The organism is Actinomadura kijaniata (genome assembly GCF_014138665.1).
Classification (GTDB): domain Bacteria; phylum Actinomycetota; class Actinomycetes; order Streptosporangiales; family Streptosporangiaceae; genus Spirillospora; species Spirillospora kijaniata.
This window is the reverse complement of sequence record NZ_JACJIA010000013.1, coordinates 177,529-193,509: the sequence shown is the minus strand read 5'-3', so window position 1 is coordinate 193,509 and position 15,981 is coordinate 177,529. Positions and strand designations below refer to the sequence as shown.

11 protein-coding genes are annotated in these 15,981 nt (G+C 74.0%); 7 read left to right on the top strand and 4 right to left on the bottom strand.

Annotation, left to right across the window (positions count from 1 at the left end):
- Positions 1 to 8: 8 nt before the first annotated feature.
- From HNR61_RS37415 to HNR61_RS49595, 3 genes are all read right to left on the bottom strand, one after another.
- Entirely contained in the window at positions 9 to 1,031 is a 1,023-nt protein-coding gene (locus tag HNR61_RS37415) for an AAA family ATPase (protein ID WP_312898293.1), read from the bottom strand.
- Between the two features lie 33 nt (positions 1,032 to 1,064).
- Positions 1,065 to 3,440: a hypothetical protein gene (locus tag HNR61_RS37410; RefSeq protein ID WP_182847857.1), complete on the bottom strand. Its 2,376-nt coding sequence runs from the start codon at positions 3,438 to 3,440 to the stop codon at positions 1,065 to 1,067.
- A 299-nt stretch (positions 3,441 to 3,739) separates the two neighbouring features.
- Positions 3,740 to 5,323 (bottom strand): CocE/NonD family hydrolase, encoded by a 1,584-nt coding sequence (locus HNR61_RS49595; RefSeq protein WP_182847856.1) that lies wholly within the window; start codon positions 5,321 to 5,323, stop codon positions 3,740 to 3,742.
- A 227-nt stretch (positions 5,324 to 5,550) separates the two neighbouring features.
- Here HNR61_RS49595 and HNR61_RS37400 point away from each other — a divergent pair, with 227 nt between their 5' ends.
- The 5 genes from HNR61_RS37400 (at position 5,551) to HNR61_RS37380 (ending at position 10,220) form a co-directional block, all read left to right on the top strand.
- Positions 5,551 to 6,261, top strand: a complete 711-nt coding sequence (locus HNR61_RS37400) for a M50 family metallopeptidase (protein ID WP_067821802.1) — start codon at positions 5,551 to 5,553, stop codon at positions 6,259 to 6,261.
- 128 nt (positions 6,262 to 6,389) lie between these two features.
- Entirely contained in the window at positions 6,390 to 6,827 is a 438-nt protein-coding gene (locus HNR61_RS37395) for a nuclear transport factor 2 family protein (RefSeq protein WP_182847855.1), read from the top strand.
- 32 nt (positions 6,828 to 6,859) lie between these two features.
- Positions 6,860 to 8,383, top strand: coding sequence for a phytoene desaturase family protein (locus HNR61_RS37390; RefSeq protein ID WP_182847854.1), 1,524 nt, complete (start codon positions 6,860 to 6,862; stop codon positions 8,381 to 8,383).
- A 174-nt stretch (positions 8,384 to 8,557) separates the two neighbouring features.
- Entirely contained in the window at positions 8,558 to 8,971 is a 414-nt protein-coding gene (locus tag HNR61_RS37385; RefSeq protein WP_182847853.1) for a hypothetical protein, read from the top strand.
- Between the two features lie 52 nt (positions 8,972 to 9,023).
- Positions 9,024 to 10,220, top strand: coding sequence for a cytochrome P450 family protein (locus HNR61_RS37380; RefSeq protein ID WP_182847852.1), 1,197 nt, complete (start codon positions 9,024 to 9,026; stop codon positions 10,218 to 10,220).
- A gap of 215 nt (positions 10,221 to 10,435) precedes the next feature.
- Here the strand turns inward: HNR61_RS37380 and HNR61_RS37375 are convergent, their stop codons facing one another.
- Positions 10,436 to 12,397 (bottom strand): NHL repeat-containing protein, encoded by a 1,962-nt coding sequence (locus tag HNR61_RS37375; RefSeq protein ID WP_182847851.1) that lies wholly within the window; start codon positions 12,395 to 12,397, stop codon positions 10,436 to 10,438.
- Positions 12,398 to 12,583: 186 nt separating this feature from the next.
- On the opposite strand from HNR61_RS37375, the gene HNR61_RS37370 reads away from it, so the two are divergent.
- Entirely contained in the window at positions 12,584 to 14,611 is a 2,028-nt protein-coding gene (locus tag HNR61_RS37370; protein WP_182847850.1) for a ligand-binding sensor domain-containing protein, read from the top strand.
- A 111-nt stretch (positions 14,612 to 14,722) separates the two neighbouring features.
- Positions 14,723 to 15,955 (top strand): extracellular solute-binding protein, encoded by a 1,233-nt coding sequence (locus HNR61_RS37365; RefSeq protein WP_246444623.1) that lies wholly within the window; start codon positions 14,723 to 14,725, stop codon positions 15,953 to 15,955.
- Positions 15,956 to 15,981: the final 26 nt, after the last annotated feature.

Sequence of the window (15,981 nt, the reverse complement as noted above, 5' to 3'; positions counted from 1 at the left end):
GCGCCCGCTCAGACCGCGGCGGCCTGCGGCGTGGGCACCTGCGCCAGCACGTCGTTCACCACGTCCGCGCCGGTCCGGCCGCGCAGCTCGGCCTCCGGCGTGACGATCAGCCGGTGCGCGATCACGGGCACGGCCAGGGCCTTGACGTCCTCGGGCACCAGGAAGGACCGCCCCGCCGCGGCGGCGCGGACCCGCGCGGCGCGCAGCAGCGCCAGGCTGGCCCGGGGGCTGGCGCCCAGCCGCAGGTCGGGGTGCTCGCGGGTCGCGGCCACGACCCGCACCACGTAGTCGTACAGCGGCCCGGCCACGTGCAGCCGCGACGCGAACTCGATCATCCGGGCGACGTCCTCGCGGCCCGCGACCGGCGGCAGCCGGTCCAGCATCCGCCCGGTCGGCATCCCCGCCAGCACCGCCACCTCGGCCTGATGGTCGGGGTAGCCCATGGAGATCCGCATCAGGAACCGGTCGAGCTGGGCCTCCGGCAGCGGGTAGGTGCCGTCCATGTCGACGGGGTTCTGCGTCGCGATCACCATGAACGGGCGCGGCACCGGGTGCGCGGTGCCCTCGACGGTGACCCGCCGCTCCTCCATGACCTCCAGCAGCGCCGACTGGGTCTTGGGCGAGCCGCGGTTGATCTCGTCGGCGACCACCAGGTTCGCGAAGATCGGACCGGAGTGGAACTCGAACGCGTTCTGCGCCTGGTTGAAGATCGACACCCCAGTGATGTCGCTGGGCAGCAGGTCCGGCGTGAACTGGACGCGCGCCCACTGCGCCTCCACCGACGCCGACAGGGCGCGGGCCAGGGTCGTCTTGCCGACGCCGGGCACGTCCTCGACCAGCAGATGGCCCTCGCTGAGCAGGCAGACCAGCGCCAGGTCGATCTTCTCGCGCTTGCCGCGGATGACGCGCTCGATGTTCTGCGCCAGCGCGGCGAACATCTGCGCGAAGCGCGCGGCGAGCGCGTCGGCGTCCACGGCCGCGTGGTTCGGCGCGTGGTTCGCCGCGCGGTGGGCGGCCGGGTTATCGGTCACGGTCGTGCTCCCCCGTGTGGCGTGAACTCGCGATCAGTCGGCGCATTCGAACGTCTTCCCGCCGGGCGCGCGCGGCCCCTCCATGAGGGTCACGCTCAGGTAGCCGATACGGCCCTGCCACTCGATCCGGTTCCAGACGTTGCTGGTCTCGCCGGTCTCTTCCTCGGTGACCGACTGGCCGTACACCTGGCAGATCAGGGTGAGCGAGCGGTACTCGCCCCTCGGGATGGAACCGGCCTGGCCCTCCTTCTTCGGGCCGGGGCGGACGATCGTGTTCGTCTGGTTGTTGGCCTTGTTCTGGTGGGAGGACCGCACGTAGGCGAGGTTCGCGGTCACGCTCGCCGCCGGGCCGGTGCCCGCTCCGTTCTTCGGCGTCACCGTGATCCGGTGCGTGGTGTTGTTGGCCAGCGCGTTGGCGATGCTGTACGAGGTCGCGGCGGTCGGGGCGCCGCCTCCGGGCCACTCCACCATGTAGGTGATCCCGCGGCCTCGCGCCGCGTTCCAGTTGAGGTTGGCCCCCTTGTTGACGCCGTCGGCGGCCAGCCCCGACACGGGCGCGGCGGGCGGGTTGCAGGGGCGCTTGGTGACGTTCTCCGTGGACAGGGCGCGTTCGGCGGTGGGGGACTTGGGCCTGGCCGCGACCCGGTAGGTGTACTCCAGGTCACAGGACAGCCCGGTATTCCGGAACGTCCCGCTCCCGCGCCCCGGCGCGACCGGGGGCACTCCGGCCACCGGCTTGCCCGAGTCGTCGGTGAGGACGTAGTCCTTCACCCCTTCGGTCTGTGCGCCCTCGTTGAACGACACGTTGATGAAGCCGTCGCCGGACTGCGCGCTCAGCCCCTCCGGTGCGCCGGGGACGGCGCAGGCGGGCGTGCTGTCGACCGGCGACCAGCGGGTCCGCTTCCGGTGCGTCCGGGGGTCGGTGTAGACGACGCCCACCTGGAACGCGTAGATCTTGCCGCACTTCAGGCCGTCGATCTGGAAGCCGTACGGGCCCTCCGCCGGGACCGGGGGCTGGCCCGGCAGGACGGGGCGGCTGCGCAGCACGTACTGCTCCGGCCGGATCCGCTGGTACTGGCTCGGCGTGAACGCGACCGTGATCTTCCCGCCCTCGCCGCTCGCCTCGATCTGCGGCGGGAGCGGCGGGTCGTTGGGCTTCATGCGCGGCGGGCGGACGGGGTCGTTACCGCCGCCGTTCCCGCCGTCGCCGCCGGGGTTGCCGCCGTTGCCGCCCCGGTCGTCGGGGAGGGGCTTGCGCGGGCCGCCGGGGACCTTGTCCTCGTACTTGCGGATGGGCTTGCGGGAGCCGCTGGAGTCGATCGACAGGGCCTTGTCGCCGTTCGGGTCGTTGGCCCACAGCAGGCCGTCCTTGACGAACACGTCCAGGGGCCCGGGGCGGCCGGAGACCGGGATGTGGGGCTCCATGCGGCGGGTGGCCGAGTCGTAGACCAGCAGCGAGCCCGCCGTCTCGTCGGGGATGTAGACCTTGGAGCCGAGGATCTGGGGCTCGCCCAGGGTGTGCCGGGAGGCCCGCAGCGCGACCGAGGTGTAGCCGCCGGTGCTGGTGTCGAGCAGGGTGAGTTCGCCGCCGCGGCCCAGCAGCGGGACGGTCAGGCTGTCGGCGACGGCGGGCAGCCGCACGCCCCCGGCGGCGGCCGTCTGGGTGACGGTGCCGGGCAGCTTCACCTTCTGGGCGCCCTCGGGGCGGACGACGACGGCGGCGGCGTTGGCGGAGTCGACGGCCACCGGCATGCCCGCGACGATCGACAGGCCGAGCGCGGTGCTGGGCCCGGCGATCTCGACGGGCTGCCCCTGGCGGCCGCCCTGGAACGGGACCAGGCGGCCCTCCCCGGCGGCCGGGACCCACAGGGTGCCGCGCTGGTCGAGGGCGGCGCGGCCGAGCGGCGGGCGCAGCGCGGCGGGCTGCCCGACGGTGGCGAGGGTGAACGGGTCGATCTGCTGGACGGTGCCCTTGTACCGGTCCACGCTGTAGGCGGTGCCCGCGCCCGCGACGATCTGGAGGCCGACGCCCAGCCTGCGGCTCTGCTCGACCTTGAGCTGGGACGGGTCGATGCGGCTGACGACGCCGGTGGTGTCGTCGACCAGCAGCACGGTCCGGCCGTCCTGCACGATCCTGATCTTGTGGCCGCGGGTGCCGGGCAGGTCGGTCTTGCCGTCGACCTTGCCGGACAGGCCGTTGACGTGCACGACCATGCCCTTGGCGGTGGCGGTCAGCCAGGACCCGACATCAGAGATCTTGTACTGGGCGCTGGCCATGCCGACGCCGTAGACCAGGGCCGACACCAGCAGCGCGCCGACCAGGCCGACGGCGATCTGCCCGGTGGTCCGGTCCCGGCTCAGCAGGGCGCGCGGGTGCGGCACCCGCGGGCGGGGTCGTCGAGCACCCAAGGTCCCGTCACCTTCCCGTCTCCGCCGCCGGGCGCGACGTGCTCCCGGCGGGAGCGGGGGGTGTCCGCCCGGACTCTGTCCGTCGTTCCGGCCGCGGCGTCCTGCGTGAAACGTTCGGCCCGCGGCCCTGCACGAACGGATCAGCAGGGTATGCGCGAAGTGCACCCTAATGCGTCGTACGGAACCCCCAACATAACGGGGGCGTCCGTGATCCGCCCGGCGAACCCTGAGACTGGCGGGACGGGACGGCGGTTGCGTGACATGGGTCACCCCCGGTGTCCCGGGGGTGACGGTGGCGGTCAGCCGAGCGGCAGGTCCAGGGTGGAGGGGGCCCGGACGGTGAGCGCGCCGCCGGGGGTCCCGGCGTCGGCGTAGATCGGGTCCCTGGTGTCCAGGACGAGCATCAGGCGGTGTCCGGCGGGCACGTCGTAGGCGGTGGCCTGGAGGTTCACGGTGATCTTGTGGGGCCTGCCGGGGGTGCCGCGCAGCAGGCTGTGGGCCTCGTTGGTGATCAGCCGGGCGGTGCCGCGCGCGTCCACGTCGTACAGGTAGGACACGAGCGTCCCGGTGCGGCGGGACGGGGTGACGGTCAGGTCGAGGCGGGGCACGCCGCGCAGCCTGCGCGTGGCGGTGAGGACGGGGGTGGACCAGACGGCGGCGGCGCGGCGGGAGACGAGGCGTTCGGGCATGGCGTTGGGGAGGCCGAACGTCTGGAGCCCGCCGCTGACGATGACGATCCCGGCGTTGGCGCCGCTGTCGCGGCCGGTGCGCAGGGTGCGGGCCCAGCCCGCCGGGGCGAGGGCGCCGAGGGTCCCGTCGCCCCGGGCGGTGGCGCCGGGGGCGCCGAGGCCGAGGCGTTCGACGCGCCGGGTCATGGCCGCGACGTCGCGGTAGGTCTCGATCCGGCGGGTCCAGGCGGTCTCGGAGGCGATCGGCGGCTCGCGGTCGATGCCGTTGGCGACGCCGCGCAGGTGGCGGTCGAACCAGCGGTGGGCGTCGTTCCAGGTGCGGCCGTCCAGGCCGAGCAGGCCGGTGAGGTGGGCGGTGGCGTGGTCGCCGATCGACAGGTTGAGGCGGCGGGGGCCGGTGAGCCCGGCGAAGTGCCGCAGGAGCTGGTTGGGGGCGAACAGCGTCTCGCCGTAGGCGTTGCTGATCAGGATGGGGACGCGGCGGGCGTTGAGCCGGTCGCGGTAGGCGCCGGGCGAGCGCACCTTCCCCCATCTGACCAGTTCGGGAACGTTCCGGTTGGCGCCGAAGTCGTTCATGATCCGCTCGGTCTCCGGGCTGAGCCGCCCGGTGAGGCGGCCGGACAGCGCCAGCAGGGTGTAGGCGCCCATGTGGCGGGTCTCGTTGGCGTACAGCGACTCGACCAGGTCGCCCCAGGTGTCCATGGCGACGACGGCGGAGACGCGCCTGTCGCGCGCGGCGACGATCTGGCTGATGCCCGAGCCGTAGGAGATGCCCGCGAACCCGATCCTGGAACGATCCACCGGGGTGTGCGCGAGCAGCCAGTCGATGGCCCTGGAGCCGTCGGCGGCGTCCTTCGGCCCGGCCACGTCGATGCCGCCGCCGGAGTTGAAGAACCCGCGCGCGGTGTAGCTGAGGACGATGTAGCCCTTGGCGGCGAACTTGGCGGCCTGGGCGATGTACTCGTGGTCCTCCAGGCTCCAGCTGGAGATGAACACGATCGCCGGGTGCGGGCCCTTGGCGCGGGGCACGAAGACGTTGCCGTCCAGCCTCACGCCGTCGACGCTCGGGATGGAGATCTCCCGGTAGTCGTAGGGCGCCCCGGCCCGGGCGACGGCGGCGGGCGGAACGGCGACGGCCGCCGTCCCGGCCGTCGCGGCGAGGGCCAGGACGGCGGCCGCGCGATATCCGAACAACGAACGCTCCCAGAGATGACCAGTCAGCGATCACTGACGAGTAGAACGGCGTTCAGCATGGCAGAAGGCGATCATCACTGTCATGGTGACGCCCGTCACTGGACCTGAGGTCCAATACGCGCGGCGTGCGGCGCGGGCCGAACGCGAACGTCACGCGCCACGTCCTAGTCTGTGACCTCTCGACTCGAAGGACCGGGGTGAACGTGGACGCGGCGAACGTGGGCGGCATGTGGGAACGACTGACCGGGGCGCAGCCCGACCCGCCGTGGTGGCTGGTGATCCTGGTCGGGCTGGCCGCGCTCGCCGCCGTGCTGCACACCCCGACCTGGCGGGTCGCCCGCAACGTGGTGACGATCGCGCACGAGGGCGGGCACGCGCTGGTGGCGCTGCTGACCGGCCGCCGCCTCACCGGGATCAAGCTGCACTCCGACACCTCGGGGGTCACCGTCTCGCGCGGCAAGCCGCACGGGCCGGGCATGGTGTTCACCGCGCTGGCCGGGTACGCGACGCCGCCGCTGCTGGGGCTGCTGTTCGCGGTGCTGCTGGCGTTCGGGCGGATCACGCTGCTGCTGTGGCTGTCGCTGCTGCTGCTCGGCGGGATGCTCGTGATGATCCGCAACGCCTACGGGATCCTGTCGCTGGTCGTCACCGGCGGGACCGTGTTCGCGGTGTCGTGGTTCGCCGGGCCGACGCTCCAGGCGGCGTTCGCCTACCTGGCCGCGTCGTTCCTGCTGCTGGCGGGCACCCGCCCGGTGGTGGAGCTCCAGCGGATGCGGTCCCGGCGGATGGCCCCGACCTCCGACGCCGACCAGCTCGCGCACCTGACCGGCGTTCCGGGCCTGACCTGGGTGCTGCTGTTCTTCGCGGTCGCCCTCGGGTCGCTGGCCCTGGGCGGGTACCTGCTGACCCCCGACACCCCGCCCGTGCCGCGCTTCTGACGTCCCGCCGGGGAACGCCGCCGGCGCGGGCCCTACCCGCGGGGTAATCGTCCCCGGCCGTCCGCGCCCGCCAGGATGGGCGTCCTTCCGCGCCACCACGGCGCGGTCCGGGACCGGGAGGACGCGCCATGCCCACGACGGCATCCACGACCACGCGGGCGGTGGTGGAGGAACTGCTGCGCCGGATCGGCGAGGGCGACCCCGAACGCGTCGCCGAGCTGTACGCCGACCCGGCGGACTGGAAGCTGAACTGGCCCGAGGACGAGCACGGCCGCGCCGCCACCCCGTGGATCCGCCACCGCTCCACCCGCGCCGACGCCGCCGCCCACTACCGGGAGCTCGCCGACCACCACGTGCCCGAGGAGGTGGCCACCGAGGTCGAGCGCGTCCTCGTCGACGGGGACGAGGCGGTCGTGCTCGGCGAGATCCGCCAGACCGCCCGGTCCACCGGACGCGCCTACCGCGCCCGGTTCGCCCTGCACCTCACGGTCGAGCGCGGCCTCGTCACCCGGCACCACGTCTACGAGGACAGCCTGGCCGTCGCGCGGGCGTTCGGCGAGGGGTAGATCGATCGGACGCGGTGTGGTCTGCTGGGGCCGTGTACGACGTGGTGATCGTGGGCGGTGGGCACAACGGGCTGGTCGCGGCCGGGTACCTCGCCCGTGCCGGGCGCCGGGTGCTGGTGCTGGAGCGGCTCGGGCACCTGGGCGGGCTCGCGGTGTCGGCGCGGGTGTTCCCCGGCGTGGACGCGCGGGTGTCGCGCTACTCCTACCTGGTCAGCCTGCTGCCCTCGCGGATCGTGCGGGACCTCGGGCTGGGCGTGGAGCTGCGGCGGCGCCGGTACGCGTCCTACACGCCGTCCGGGGCGACGGGGCTGCTGGTCGACGACGGCGATCCGGCGCGCACGGCCGCCTCGTTCGCCTCGGTGACCGGCGGCGAGGACGCCTTCGCGGCGTGGCGGCGCTTCTACGCGATGACCGCGCACGTCGCGCGGCGGGTGGCGCCGACGCTGCTGGAGCCGCTGCGGGACCGCGGTGAGCTGCGGGACCTCGTCGGGGACGCGGAGGCGTGGCGGGACCTGTTCGAGCGGCCGGTCGGGGAGGTGGTGGCCGAACGGTTCGGCGACGACCTGGTGCGCGGCGTCGTGCTCACCGACGCGCTGATCGGCACGTTCGCCGATCCGGACGACCCGGACCTGCCGGCCAACCGCTGCCTGCTCTACCACGTGATCGGCGACGGCACCGGGGACTGGAAGGTGCCGGTCGGCGGCATGGGCGCGGTGACCGGCGCGCTCGCGGACGCGGCCCGCGCGGCGGGGGCCGAGCTGCGGACCGGCATGGAGGTCGTGGCGATCGACCCGGGCGGCGAGGTGACGTTCCGGGACGCGGACGGCGCCGAGCACGCCGTCGGCGCGCGGCACGTCCTGGCGAACGTGCCGCCCGCGACGCTGGCCCGGCTGCTCGGCGAGGAGGCGCCCGCGCCGCCCGAGGGCTCGCAGCTGAAGGTGAACATGGTGCTGGCGCGGCTGCCCCGGCTGCGGGACGCGAAGGTGGCGCCGGAGGAGGCGTTCGGCGGGACGTTCCATGTCAACGAGTCCGCCGCCCGGCTCGCGGCCGCGCACGCGGAGGCGGCGGCCGGGCGCGTTCCCGCGCTGCCGCCCGCCGAGCTCTACTGCCACTCGCTGACCGACCCGACGATCCTCGGACCGGACCTGCGGGCGGCGGGCGCGCACACGCTCACGCTGTTCGGGCTGCACATGCCCGCGCGGCTGTTCCGCGCCGACCCGGACGGGGCCCGCGCGGAGGCGCTGCGCGCGACGCTCGCCTCGCTGGACTCGGTGCTGGCCGAGCCGATCGGGGACTGCCTGCTGCGCGCGCCCGACGGCACCCCGTGCCTGGAGGTGAAGACGCCCCTCGACCTGGAGGAGGCGGGCCTGCCGGGCGGCCACATCTTCCACCGCGACCTGACCTGGCCGTTCGCCGAGGACCCGGCCGAGCGCGGGCGCTGGGGCGTGGAGACCGCGCACCCGCGCGTGCTGCTGTGCGGGGCGGGCGCGCGGCGCGGCGGCGGCGTCAGCGGGGTCCCCGGGCACAACGCGGCGCGGGCGGTGCTGGCCCGCTGACGTCCGGCGGCGGCGCGCCGCGGGACGTCTCCCCGGGGTGTACGCGCGTGGCGGGAGGCCGCCGCCCCTACATCCCCTGGCGTAGGGCGGGGGTCGGGGTGCGACCGGTGCGGTACCGCGATCCGGTGCCGCAGGCCGATCACAGGGCGGGGGTGCGCCGACGATGCTGGGGGCATGCGCGCAACCGACGAACGGTCCCTCCGCGGACGTCTGGACTGGCCCCTCGCGATCGCCCTCGGGACGGTCGCGCTGGTGCGCCCGGTCTTCTCGATCGCCGGGTGGAGCGACGCGCTCGGCAGGCCCGCCACCCCCCTGCTCCTCACCGCCGCGATCTCCCTGGTGTGGATCCTGGTCGCGGGGTTCGGCCGCGGCCGCGAACCGGTCCTGACGCTGGTCGCCGCCGGGGCGGTCTACGCCCTCGCCTCGATCGCGCTCAGCGCGGCCCTGTCCCCGCTCGTGCACGGGGAGCTCCAGGGGCCGCCGGCCACGCCGATCGCGATCGTCCCGGTGTTCCTCGTCAACGTGCTGTGGGGCGCGGTGTGCGGGGTGTGCGCGCTGGCGCTGCGGAACCTGCGCCGCACCCGTTGAGCCTCCCGCGAGGCCGGGAGACGATCAGATCACTCGACAGGGGAGAGAACCGATGCGCGAACGGCCCGTCCACCTGGGTGACGCCTTCTTCACCGACCCGCACGCCCTGTACCGCGAACTGCGCGACCGGGGCGGCGTCCACCCGGTCGTCTCCGAGCACAACCTGACCGGCTGGATGGTCACCGGCTACGGGCCCGCGCGCGAGGCTTTGGCCGACCCCCGGCTGAGCAAGTCGGCCGAGCGGGTGAACGCGCTGCTGGCGCGCCAGGGAGACCGCGAGCCGCAGGTCGGCGGGAGGCTGACGTCGAACATGCTGGTCGCCGACCCGCCCGACCACACCCGGCTGCGCCGCCTGGTCAACAAGGCGTTCACCGTCCGCGCCGTGGAGGCGATGCGGCCCCGCCTGGAGGAGGTCACCGCGCGGCTGCTGGACGAGCTGTCCGGCGACGCCGAGACCGACCTGGTCGCCGCCTTCGCCGAGCCGCTGCCGATCACGGTGATCTGCGAGCTGCTGGGCGTGCCGTTCTCCGACCGCTCCGGCTTCCGGGAGTGGACGGCGACGCTGCTGTCGACCGCGCCGCAGGCCGACCGCGCCCACGCCGCCCGTTCGATGGCCGACTACCTGACCGCGCTGGTGCAGGACAAGCGCGCCCACCCGGCCGAGGACATGCTGTCGGCGCTGGTCCGGGCCCGCGACGAGGACGACCGGCTCTCGGAGCCGGAGCTGACGTCGATGGCGTTCCTGCTGCTGGTCGCGGGCCACGAGACCACCGTCAACCTCATCGCCAACGGCACCCTCGCGCTGCTGCGCGCCCCCGACCAGTTCGAGCTGCTGCGCGCCACGCCCTCGCTGATCCCGTCGGCGGTCGAGGAGTTCCTGCGCTACGACGGCCCGGTGAACCTGGCGACGCTCCGCTACACCGCCGAGCCCGTGACGATCGAGGGCGTCGAGATCCCGCCGGACACGTTCGTCCACGTCGCCCTCCCGGCCGCCAACCGCGACCCGGCCCGCTTCCCCGACCCCGACCGCCTGGACGTCACCCGCGACGCGGGCGGGCATCTGGCGTTCGGCCACGGCATCCACTTCTGCGTGGGGGCGCGGCTGGCCCGGCTGGAGGCGGAGATCGCGTTCCGGCACCTGCTGGACCGCTTCCCCGGCCTGCGCCTGGCCCGCCCCGACGAGGAGCTGTCCTGGCGTCCCAGCTTCCGCATCCGCAGCCTGGACGCCCTCCCCCTCCGCCTGAAGTAGCGGACCGGAAGCGGTCACACCCCTGTGCGGCGCGGCGGGGCGGAACGCACCATGCCGTATGGCCGACAAGAAACTGGACCGCGCCGCCTACCACCGCAAGCGCCGGGCCCGCCTCCGCCGCACCCGCCGCCGCTCCCGCCCCACCACCGGCAAGGGCAAGGGCCGCTGACACCGGCGGCCCCGCCCTCCGCCCCGGCCGGTGGCGCGGGACCGCGTCACTTCCGCCAGAGGTAGAAGTTGGATTCGCGCGCCATGTAGAGGTCGCCGGACGGGGCGCGGGTCAGGATCGAGATCGGGCGGACGAGCTGGGTGTAGGCGAGGGTGCCGCGATCGATCCTGAACACCTTGGCCTGGGCCTTGCCGTACAGGTGGCCGTCGGCGGGGTCGAAGAAGAGCTGGGCGTCGCGCCACACGTGGTTCACGCTGTCCCACGGGTAGTCGCAGTACTTGGCGGTGCGCAGGGTCTTGCGGGCCACCGGGTCGAACTCGAACACGGTGCAGGTGGAGAAGCCCCACACGTGGCCCTTGTCGTCCACGGTCAGTCCGCTGACGGCCCGCTCGCCCGGCACCGGGACGGCGGTGTAGCGCACCGCTCCGGTCGCGACGTCCACGGCGACGAGCTTGGCGTCGCGTTCGCTGGGCTCGGTGCCGCTGCCGCCCCACACCGAGGTGGCCCCGTAGACCACGCCGTCGTGGTGGGCCAGCCCGACGACGCTGTGGGTGGGCACGACGTCCTTGAGCACCCGGGAGGTGCCGGTCCTCGGGTCGTACAGGGCCAGCACGCCGCCGACGACCCCCGAGGAGGGCACGGTGCCGACGGCGAGCACTCCCCCGGCGTCGGCCATCGCGAACGGCCGGTCCTGCCGCTGCCCGGACAGGTCCATGATCCTGCGGGGGTTGACGCCCGGGTTCCAGGGCAGCGCCGGGTCGTACTCGTGGATCTGCGCCCTGGGGTACTCGCCGAGGTAGAGCTTGCCGCCGACGGTGACCATGCCCTCCATCTGGCCGACGCCCCTGTGCCCGGTGACGGCGCCGGTGGCGGGGTCGTAGGAGGCCAGCCCGCCGGACAGGAAGCCGCTGCCGTAGATCTTCCCGTCCGGCCCGGGGGCCAGCGACTGGACGGCGGTCGGCTGCTCCGACAGCTCGGCCCGGAGCGCCGCGACGCCGCCGGTCCGGGTGTTCACGCGCCACAGCCCGCCGCCGGTGTTGGCCTTCACCAGCAGCTCGTCGTCGCCGACGCGGCCGACCAGGTGGAGCAGCGAGGCCGACTCGACGCGGGCGAGCACCCGGGTGGCGCCGGTGTGGACGTCGACGGCGGTCACGTCGCCGCCCCGGACGAGGTGGAGGCGGTTGCCGTGCGCGACCAGGCCGATGCCCGTCACCCCGGGGACGTGGTGGGTCCACCGGCGCCGGGCCAGGTCGTGGAGCCACACCTCACCGGTCGCGGCCGACGCGGCGAAGCGGACGGCGAGGTACCGCCCGACCACGCGCACGTCGTAGGCGTACTGGTCGGTGTCCAGGCCGGCGGGCAGGGGCAGCTCGCGCTTGGCGCCGGTCTCCGGGTTCACGGCGACGACGTGGGCGTGCGGGCCGACGCCCGCGTAGACGGTGCCGTCGGGGCCGGTGTCCAGTGAGCGGACGTACTGCTCGCCCGGCACGAGCTGGCCGTAGTCGCGGTTCGCGCCGGTGGCGGGGTCGTGGCGGAACAGGCGGCCGCCCGGCGAGGTGCCGCCGTAGAAGCGCCCGGCGCCGTCGGGGGCGACGGCCCAGATGAACGTCTGCCCCGCCAGCGGGGTGCCGAGGTCGGTGACCGAGGCCGCGCCCCACGTCCAGCGGAACGCCTTGCCCGCGGAGTAGCTGCCGATGAAGGCGGTGCCGTCGGCCCCGGCGGTCACCGCCCAGGTCCCCAGCGCCCCGGGCAGCGGGAGCTCGTACTCGCGGGACCCGTCGCGGGTGTCGATGACCGAGAACAGCGCGCTGCCCGCCGAGACCGTGGACACCGTGTACAGGTAGGCGACGCCGTCGCGGTGCACCACGGCGCCGCCGGGGGTGGTGACGCTGCTGAGCGGCAGCGTCGGAAGCTGCCGGAAGGTCGCCGCGGCCGCCGGCGGCGCGACGGCCACGACCGGGCCGGACACCAGCAGCACCGCCGCGAGCAGTGCTCTGACTCGTCTCATCGATCGGCTCCTCGCCTCTCAGGGGTGCCCCTTGATAACAACATCGAGCACTAACGGTCAAGACCGAAAGAGGGCGAAAGACCGAGAAACACCTTTGTCCGCCGCCGGAGGGCGAAGGGTTGACGGACGGGGACGAGAGGCGTTCACTTTCGGCCGAGACCGTAACGGTCACTCAGGGAGGTCCCGTTGTCCCCTGCCCGCATACTGGTGGCCGCCGTGCTCGGCGTCGTCGCCCTCATCCCCCTGGCCGGCGCCGGCGCCGTGGCGGCCGCCCCGCCGCCCGCCGGACGGCCCGTCGCGGTGCCGCTCGGCGTCCCGCTCAGCGACGTCCTGCTGATCGGCGGGACGGTCGCGCCCGGCCCCGGCGGGCGGCCCGCCCTCTGGAACGTCTCCACCGGCAAGCCCGCCCACCTGAACGCCGTCGACCCCGCCACCGGCGCCCGCCTGGTCACCGCGCCGCTGCCGGGGGCCGAGGGCGGCTGGGCGGTGACGGCCGCCCCGGACGGCTCGGTCTACGCCGGCACCTACGGCGGCGGCCGCCTCTACCGCTGGCGTCCGGGCGCCGGTGACACGGTCGAGGACCTCGGCCAGCCGCTGGCGGGCCAGCCGCATGTCTGGCGGCTCACCACCGACCCGGACGGCAACGTCTACGGCGGCACCTCGCCGGGCGGCCGGGTCTTCCGCTACGAACCCGGGACCGGCCGCGTGCGCGACTACGGCCAGCCCGTCCCGGGCCAGGGGTACGTCAAGAGCATCGCCTACGCCGGTGGCAAGGTGTACACCGGCTCCTACGCCCAGGCGCGCATCGCCGAGCTGGACGTGGCGACCGGGACGGCCAGGGAGCTGCCCGCCCCGCCCGGCCTCGGCGGCATCGACAACAAGGTGGTCTACGACCTCAACGAGCGCGGCGGGCGCCTGTACGCGCGCATCGGCAGCGCGTTCCCCAGCCCGATGTTCGTCTACGACCTGGCCGAGGGCCGGTGGGTGGACGAGATCCCCGACGCGCACGGCCTGGACGTCGCTCCCGCCGGCGAGGACGGCGAGGTCCACCTGATCCAGAAGAGCGAGCTGAAACGCTACGACCCGGAGACGCGGCGGCTCACCGGCACCGGCCTGACCTTCACCGGGCGGGTGCAGAACGCGCGCTCGATCGGCTGGGCCGAGCTGGGGCTGCCGGACTATCCGGGCCGCAGCGTCGTGGGGACGCTGTGGCGCGGCGAGATGTTCCGGTACAACCCGCGGACCGGCAAGCACGCGATCCTGCCCACGGACGTGCGGCGGGAGCCCATCGAGATCATGTCGCTCGCCGGCGGGCGGGACGACGTCTACGCGGGCGGCTTCCTCAACGGCGGCCTGGCGGTGGTCGACCCGGACTCGGGCAGGGCGGACTTCCACCGGTTCTCGCAGGTGGAATCGGTCCTGGAGAGCTCCACCGGCAAGGTCTGGATCGGCGCCTACCCGGAGGCCCGCCTGTACTCCCACGACCCCGCGCTGCCCTGGAGCAGCCCCGAGTACTCCCCCGGACCGCCCGGCTCCGCCGACAACCCGCGGCTGGTGGTCAACCTCAAGCCCCACGAGCAGATGCGCGCGCGGGCGCTGGCCGAGGTGGACGGCCGGATCGCCGTGGGCACGGTCCCCGAGGGCGACCGGCTCGGCGGCGCCCTGGTCGTGCACGACCCGCGCACCGGGCGGTCGCGGGTGATGCGGAACGTGGTGCGGGACCAGAGCGTGTTCGCGCTGGCCGCGCACAGGAACGTCGTCTACGGCGGCACGTCGATCACCGGCGGGCTGTCCACCACGCCGCCGACCCGCAAGGAGGGCACGGTCTTCGCCTGGGACGTCGTCCGGGGCCGCAAGCTCTGGGAGACCGTGCCGGTGCCCGGCGCGGGCACCGTCGGCTCGGTCGTCATCGGCCCCGACCGAAAGCTGTGGGGCATCGCCGGACGGACCGTTTTCGCCGTGGACCTCCGGCGGGGCACGGTCGTGCGGCGGCTGGTCCTCGGCACCGGCACGACCGGCGGTGACCTGGTCAGGTCCGGCCGGGTGCTGTACGCCGGCCTCGACGGAAACAAGATCTTCCGGATCGACCCCAGGTCACGGCGGACTCCCGGGCCGTGGCTGGAGCACCGGCACCGGCGGCTGGCGGTGACGGGCGACGGCCGCCTGTTCCTCTCCGACGGCGCGGGCCTGTACCGGGTCGACCCCAAGCATTGACAGTCAAAAACCTCGGCGGCTAGTTTCGGCCTAGGCCGTTATTGCCCGCGACGTCCGCCCGACCCACCCCCTCCTGGACTAAGGGCTCCAATGAAGATCATCCATCGCATCATGGCACCGCTCACCGCGCTCACGGCGGTCGCCGCCCTCACCGCCGCCTGCGGCGACTCCGGGGGCTCGTCGGGGAGCGTCACCGTCTGGATGTACCCGGTGATCGCCGACCAGCGGGCCGGCGACGCGTACTGGAAGCAGGTCGAGAAGGACTTCGAGGCGGCCAACGCCGGCGTCGACGTCAAGATCGAGCTCCAGCCGTGGGACAACCGGGACCAGAAGGTCGCCACCGCCCTGGCCGGCGGCAAGGGCCCCGACCTGGTGCTGCTCGGCCCCGACCAGGTGCCCCAGTACGTGCGCAACGGCACGCTCGCCCCGGTCGACGCGGCCGTCGGCGACGCCAGGACGGCCTACCTGCCGGGCGCGGTCAAGGCGCTCAGCGTCGACGGGAAGCTCTACGCCGCCCCGATCTACCACACGGTCACCAGCACCCTCTACAACAAGAAGCTCCTGGACAAGGCGGGCGTCACGACCCCGCCGCGGACCTGGGACGAGATCAGGGCGGCGGCGCCCAAGCTCAAGCGGGCCGGCGCGGCCGTCCTGGACTACTCGGCCTCTCCCGAGGCCACCCTGAACCTGAACTTCTACCCGCTGCTGTGGCAGGCCGGGGGCACGGTCTTCTCGGCCGACGGCAAGAAGGCCGCGTTCAACGGGCCGGAGGGCGTGGAGGCCCTCACCTTCCTGACCGAGCTCTACAACAGCGGCGCTGTACCCAAGAGCGCGCTCACCAACAAGAACGTGGTGGCCGACCAGGCCCTCGGCAAGCAGCAGGCGGCGATGGGCTTCACCAACGTCCCCGCCGACGCCGCGACCGCCGCCAAGGCGTGGGGCGAGGAGAACGTCATCGTGGGCCTGCCGTTGCAGGGCAGGCGGCAGGTCGGGTTCGGCCTGCCCGGCGGGCTCGGCCTCAACTCCCGCTCCACGAACAAGGCCGGCGCCGAGAAGTTCGTCCGGTTCATGATCCAGCCCGAGCGGATCACCAGCCTGACCAAGGCGTCGGGGTTCCTGTCCCCGCGCACCGACGTCGCCCCGCCGGCCGGTGACAAGCACACGGCCAGGTTCACCGAGGCGCTGAAGCACGCCTACCCGGGCGAGCCCAACGCCGCGGCCCGCCAGATCATGTCGCTGCTCGCCGCGGAGATCCAGGCCGCCCTGACCGGCAAGAAGACGCCCAAGCAGGCCCTGGACGACGCCGCGAAGCAGGCCGACGACCTGCTGGCCCGGCAGCGCTGACCTCGTTCCGACCATCGGGTGCGGGC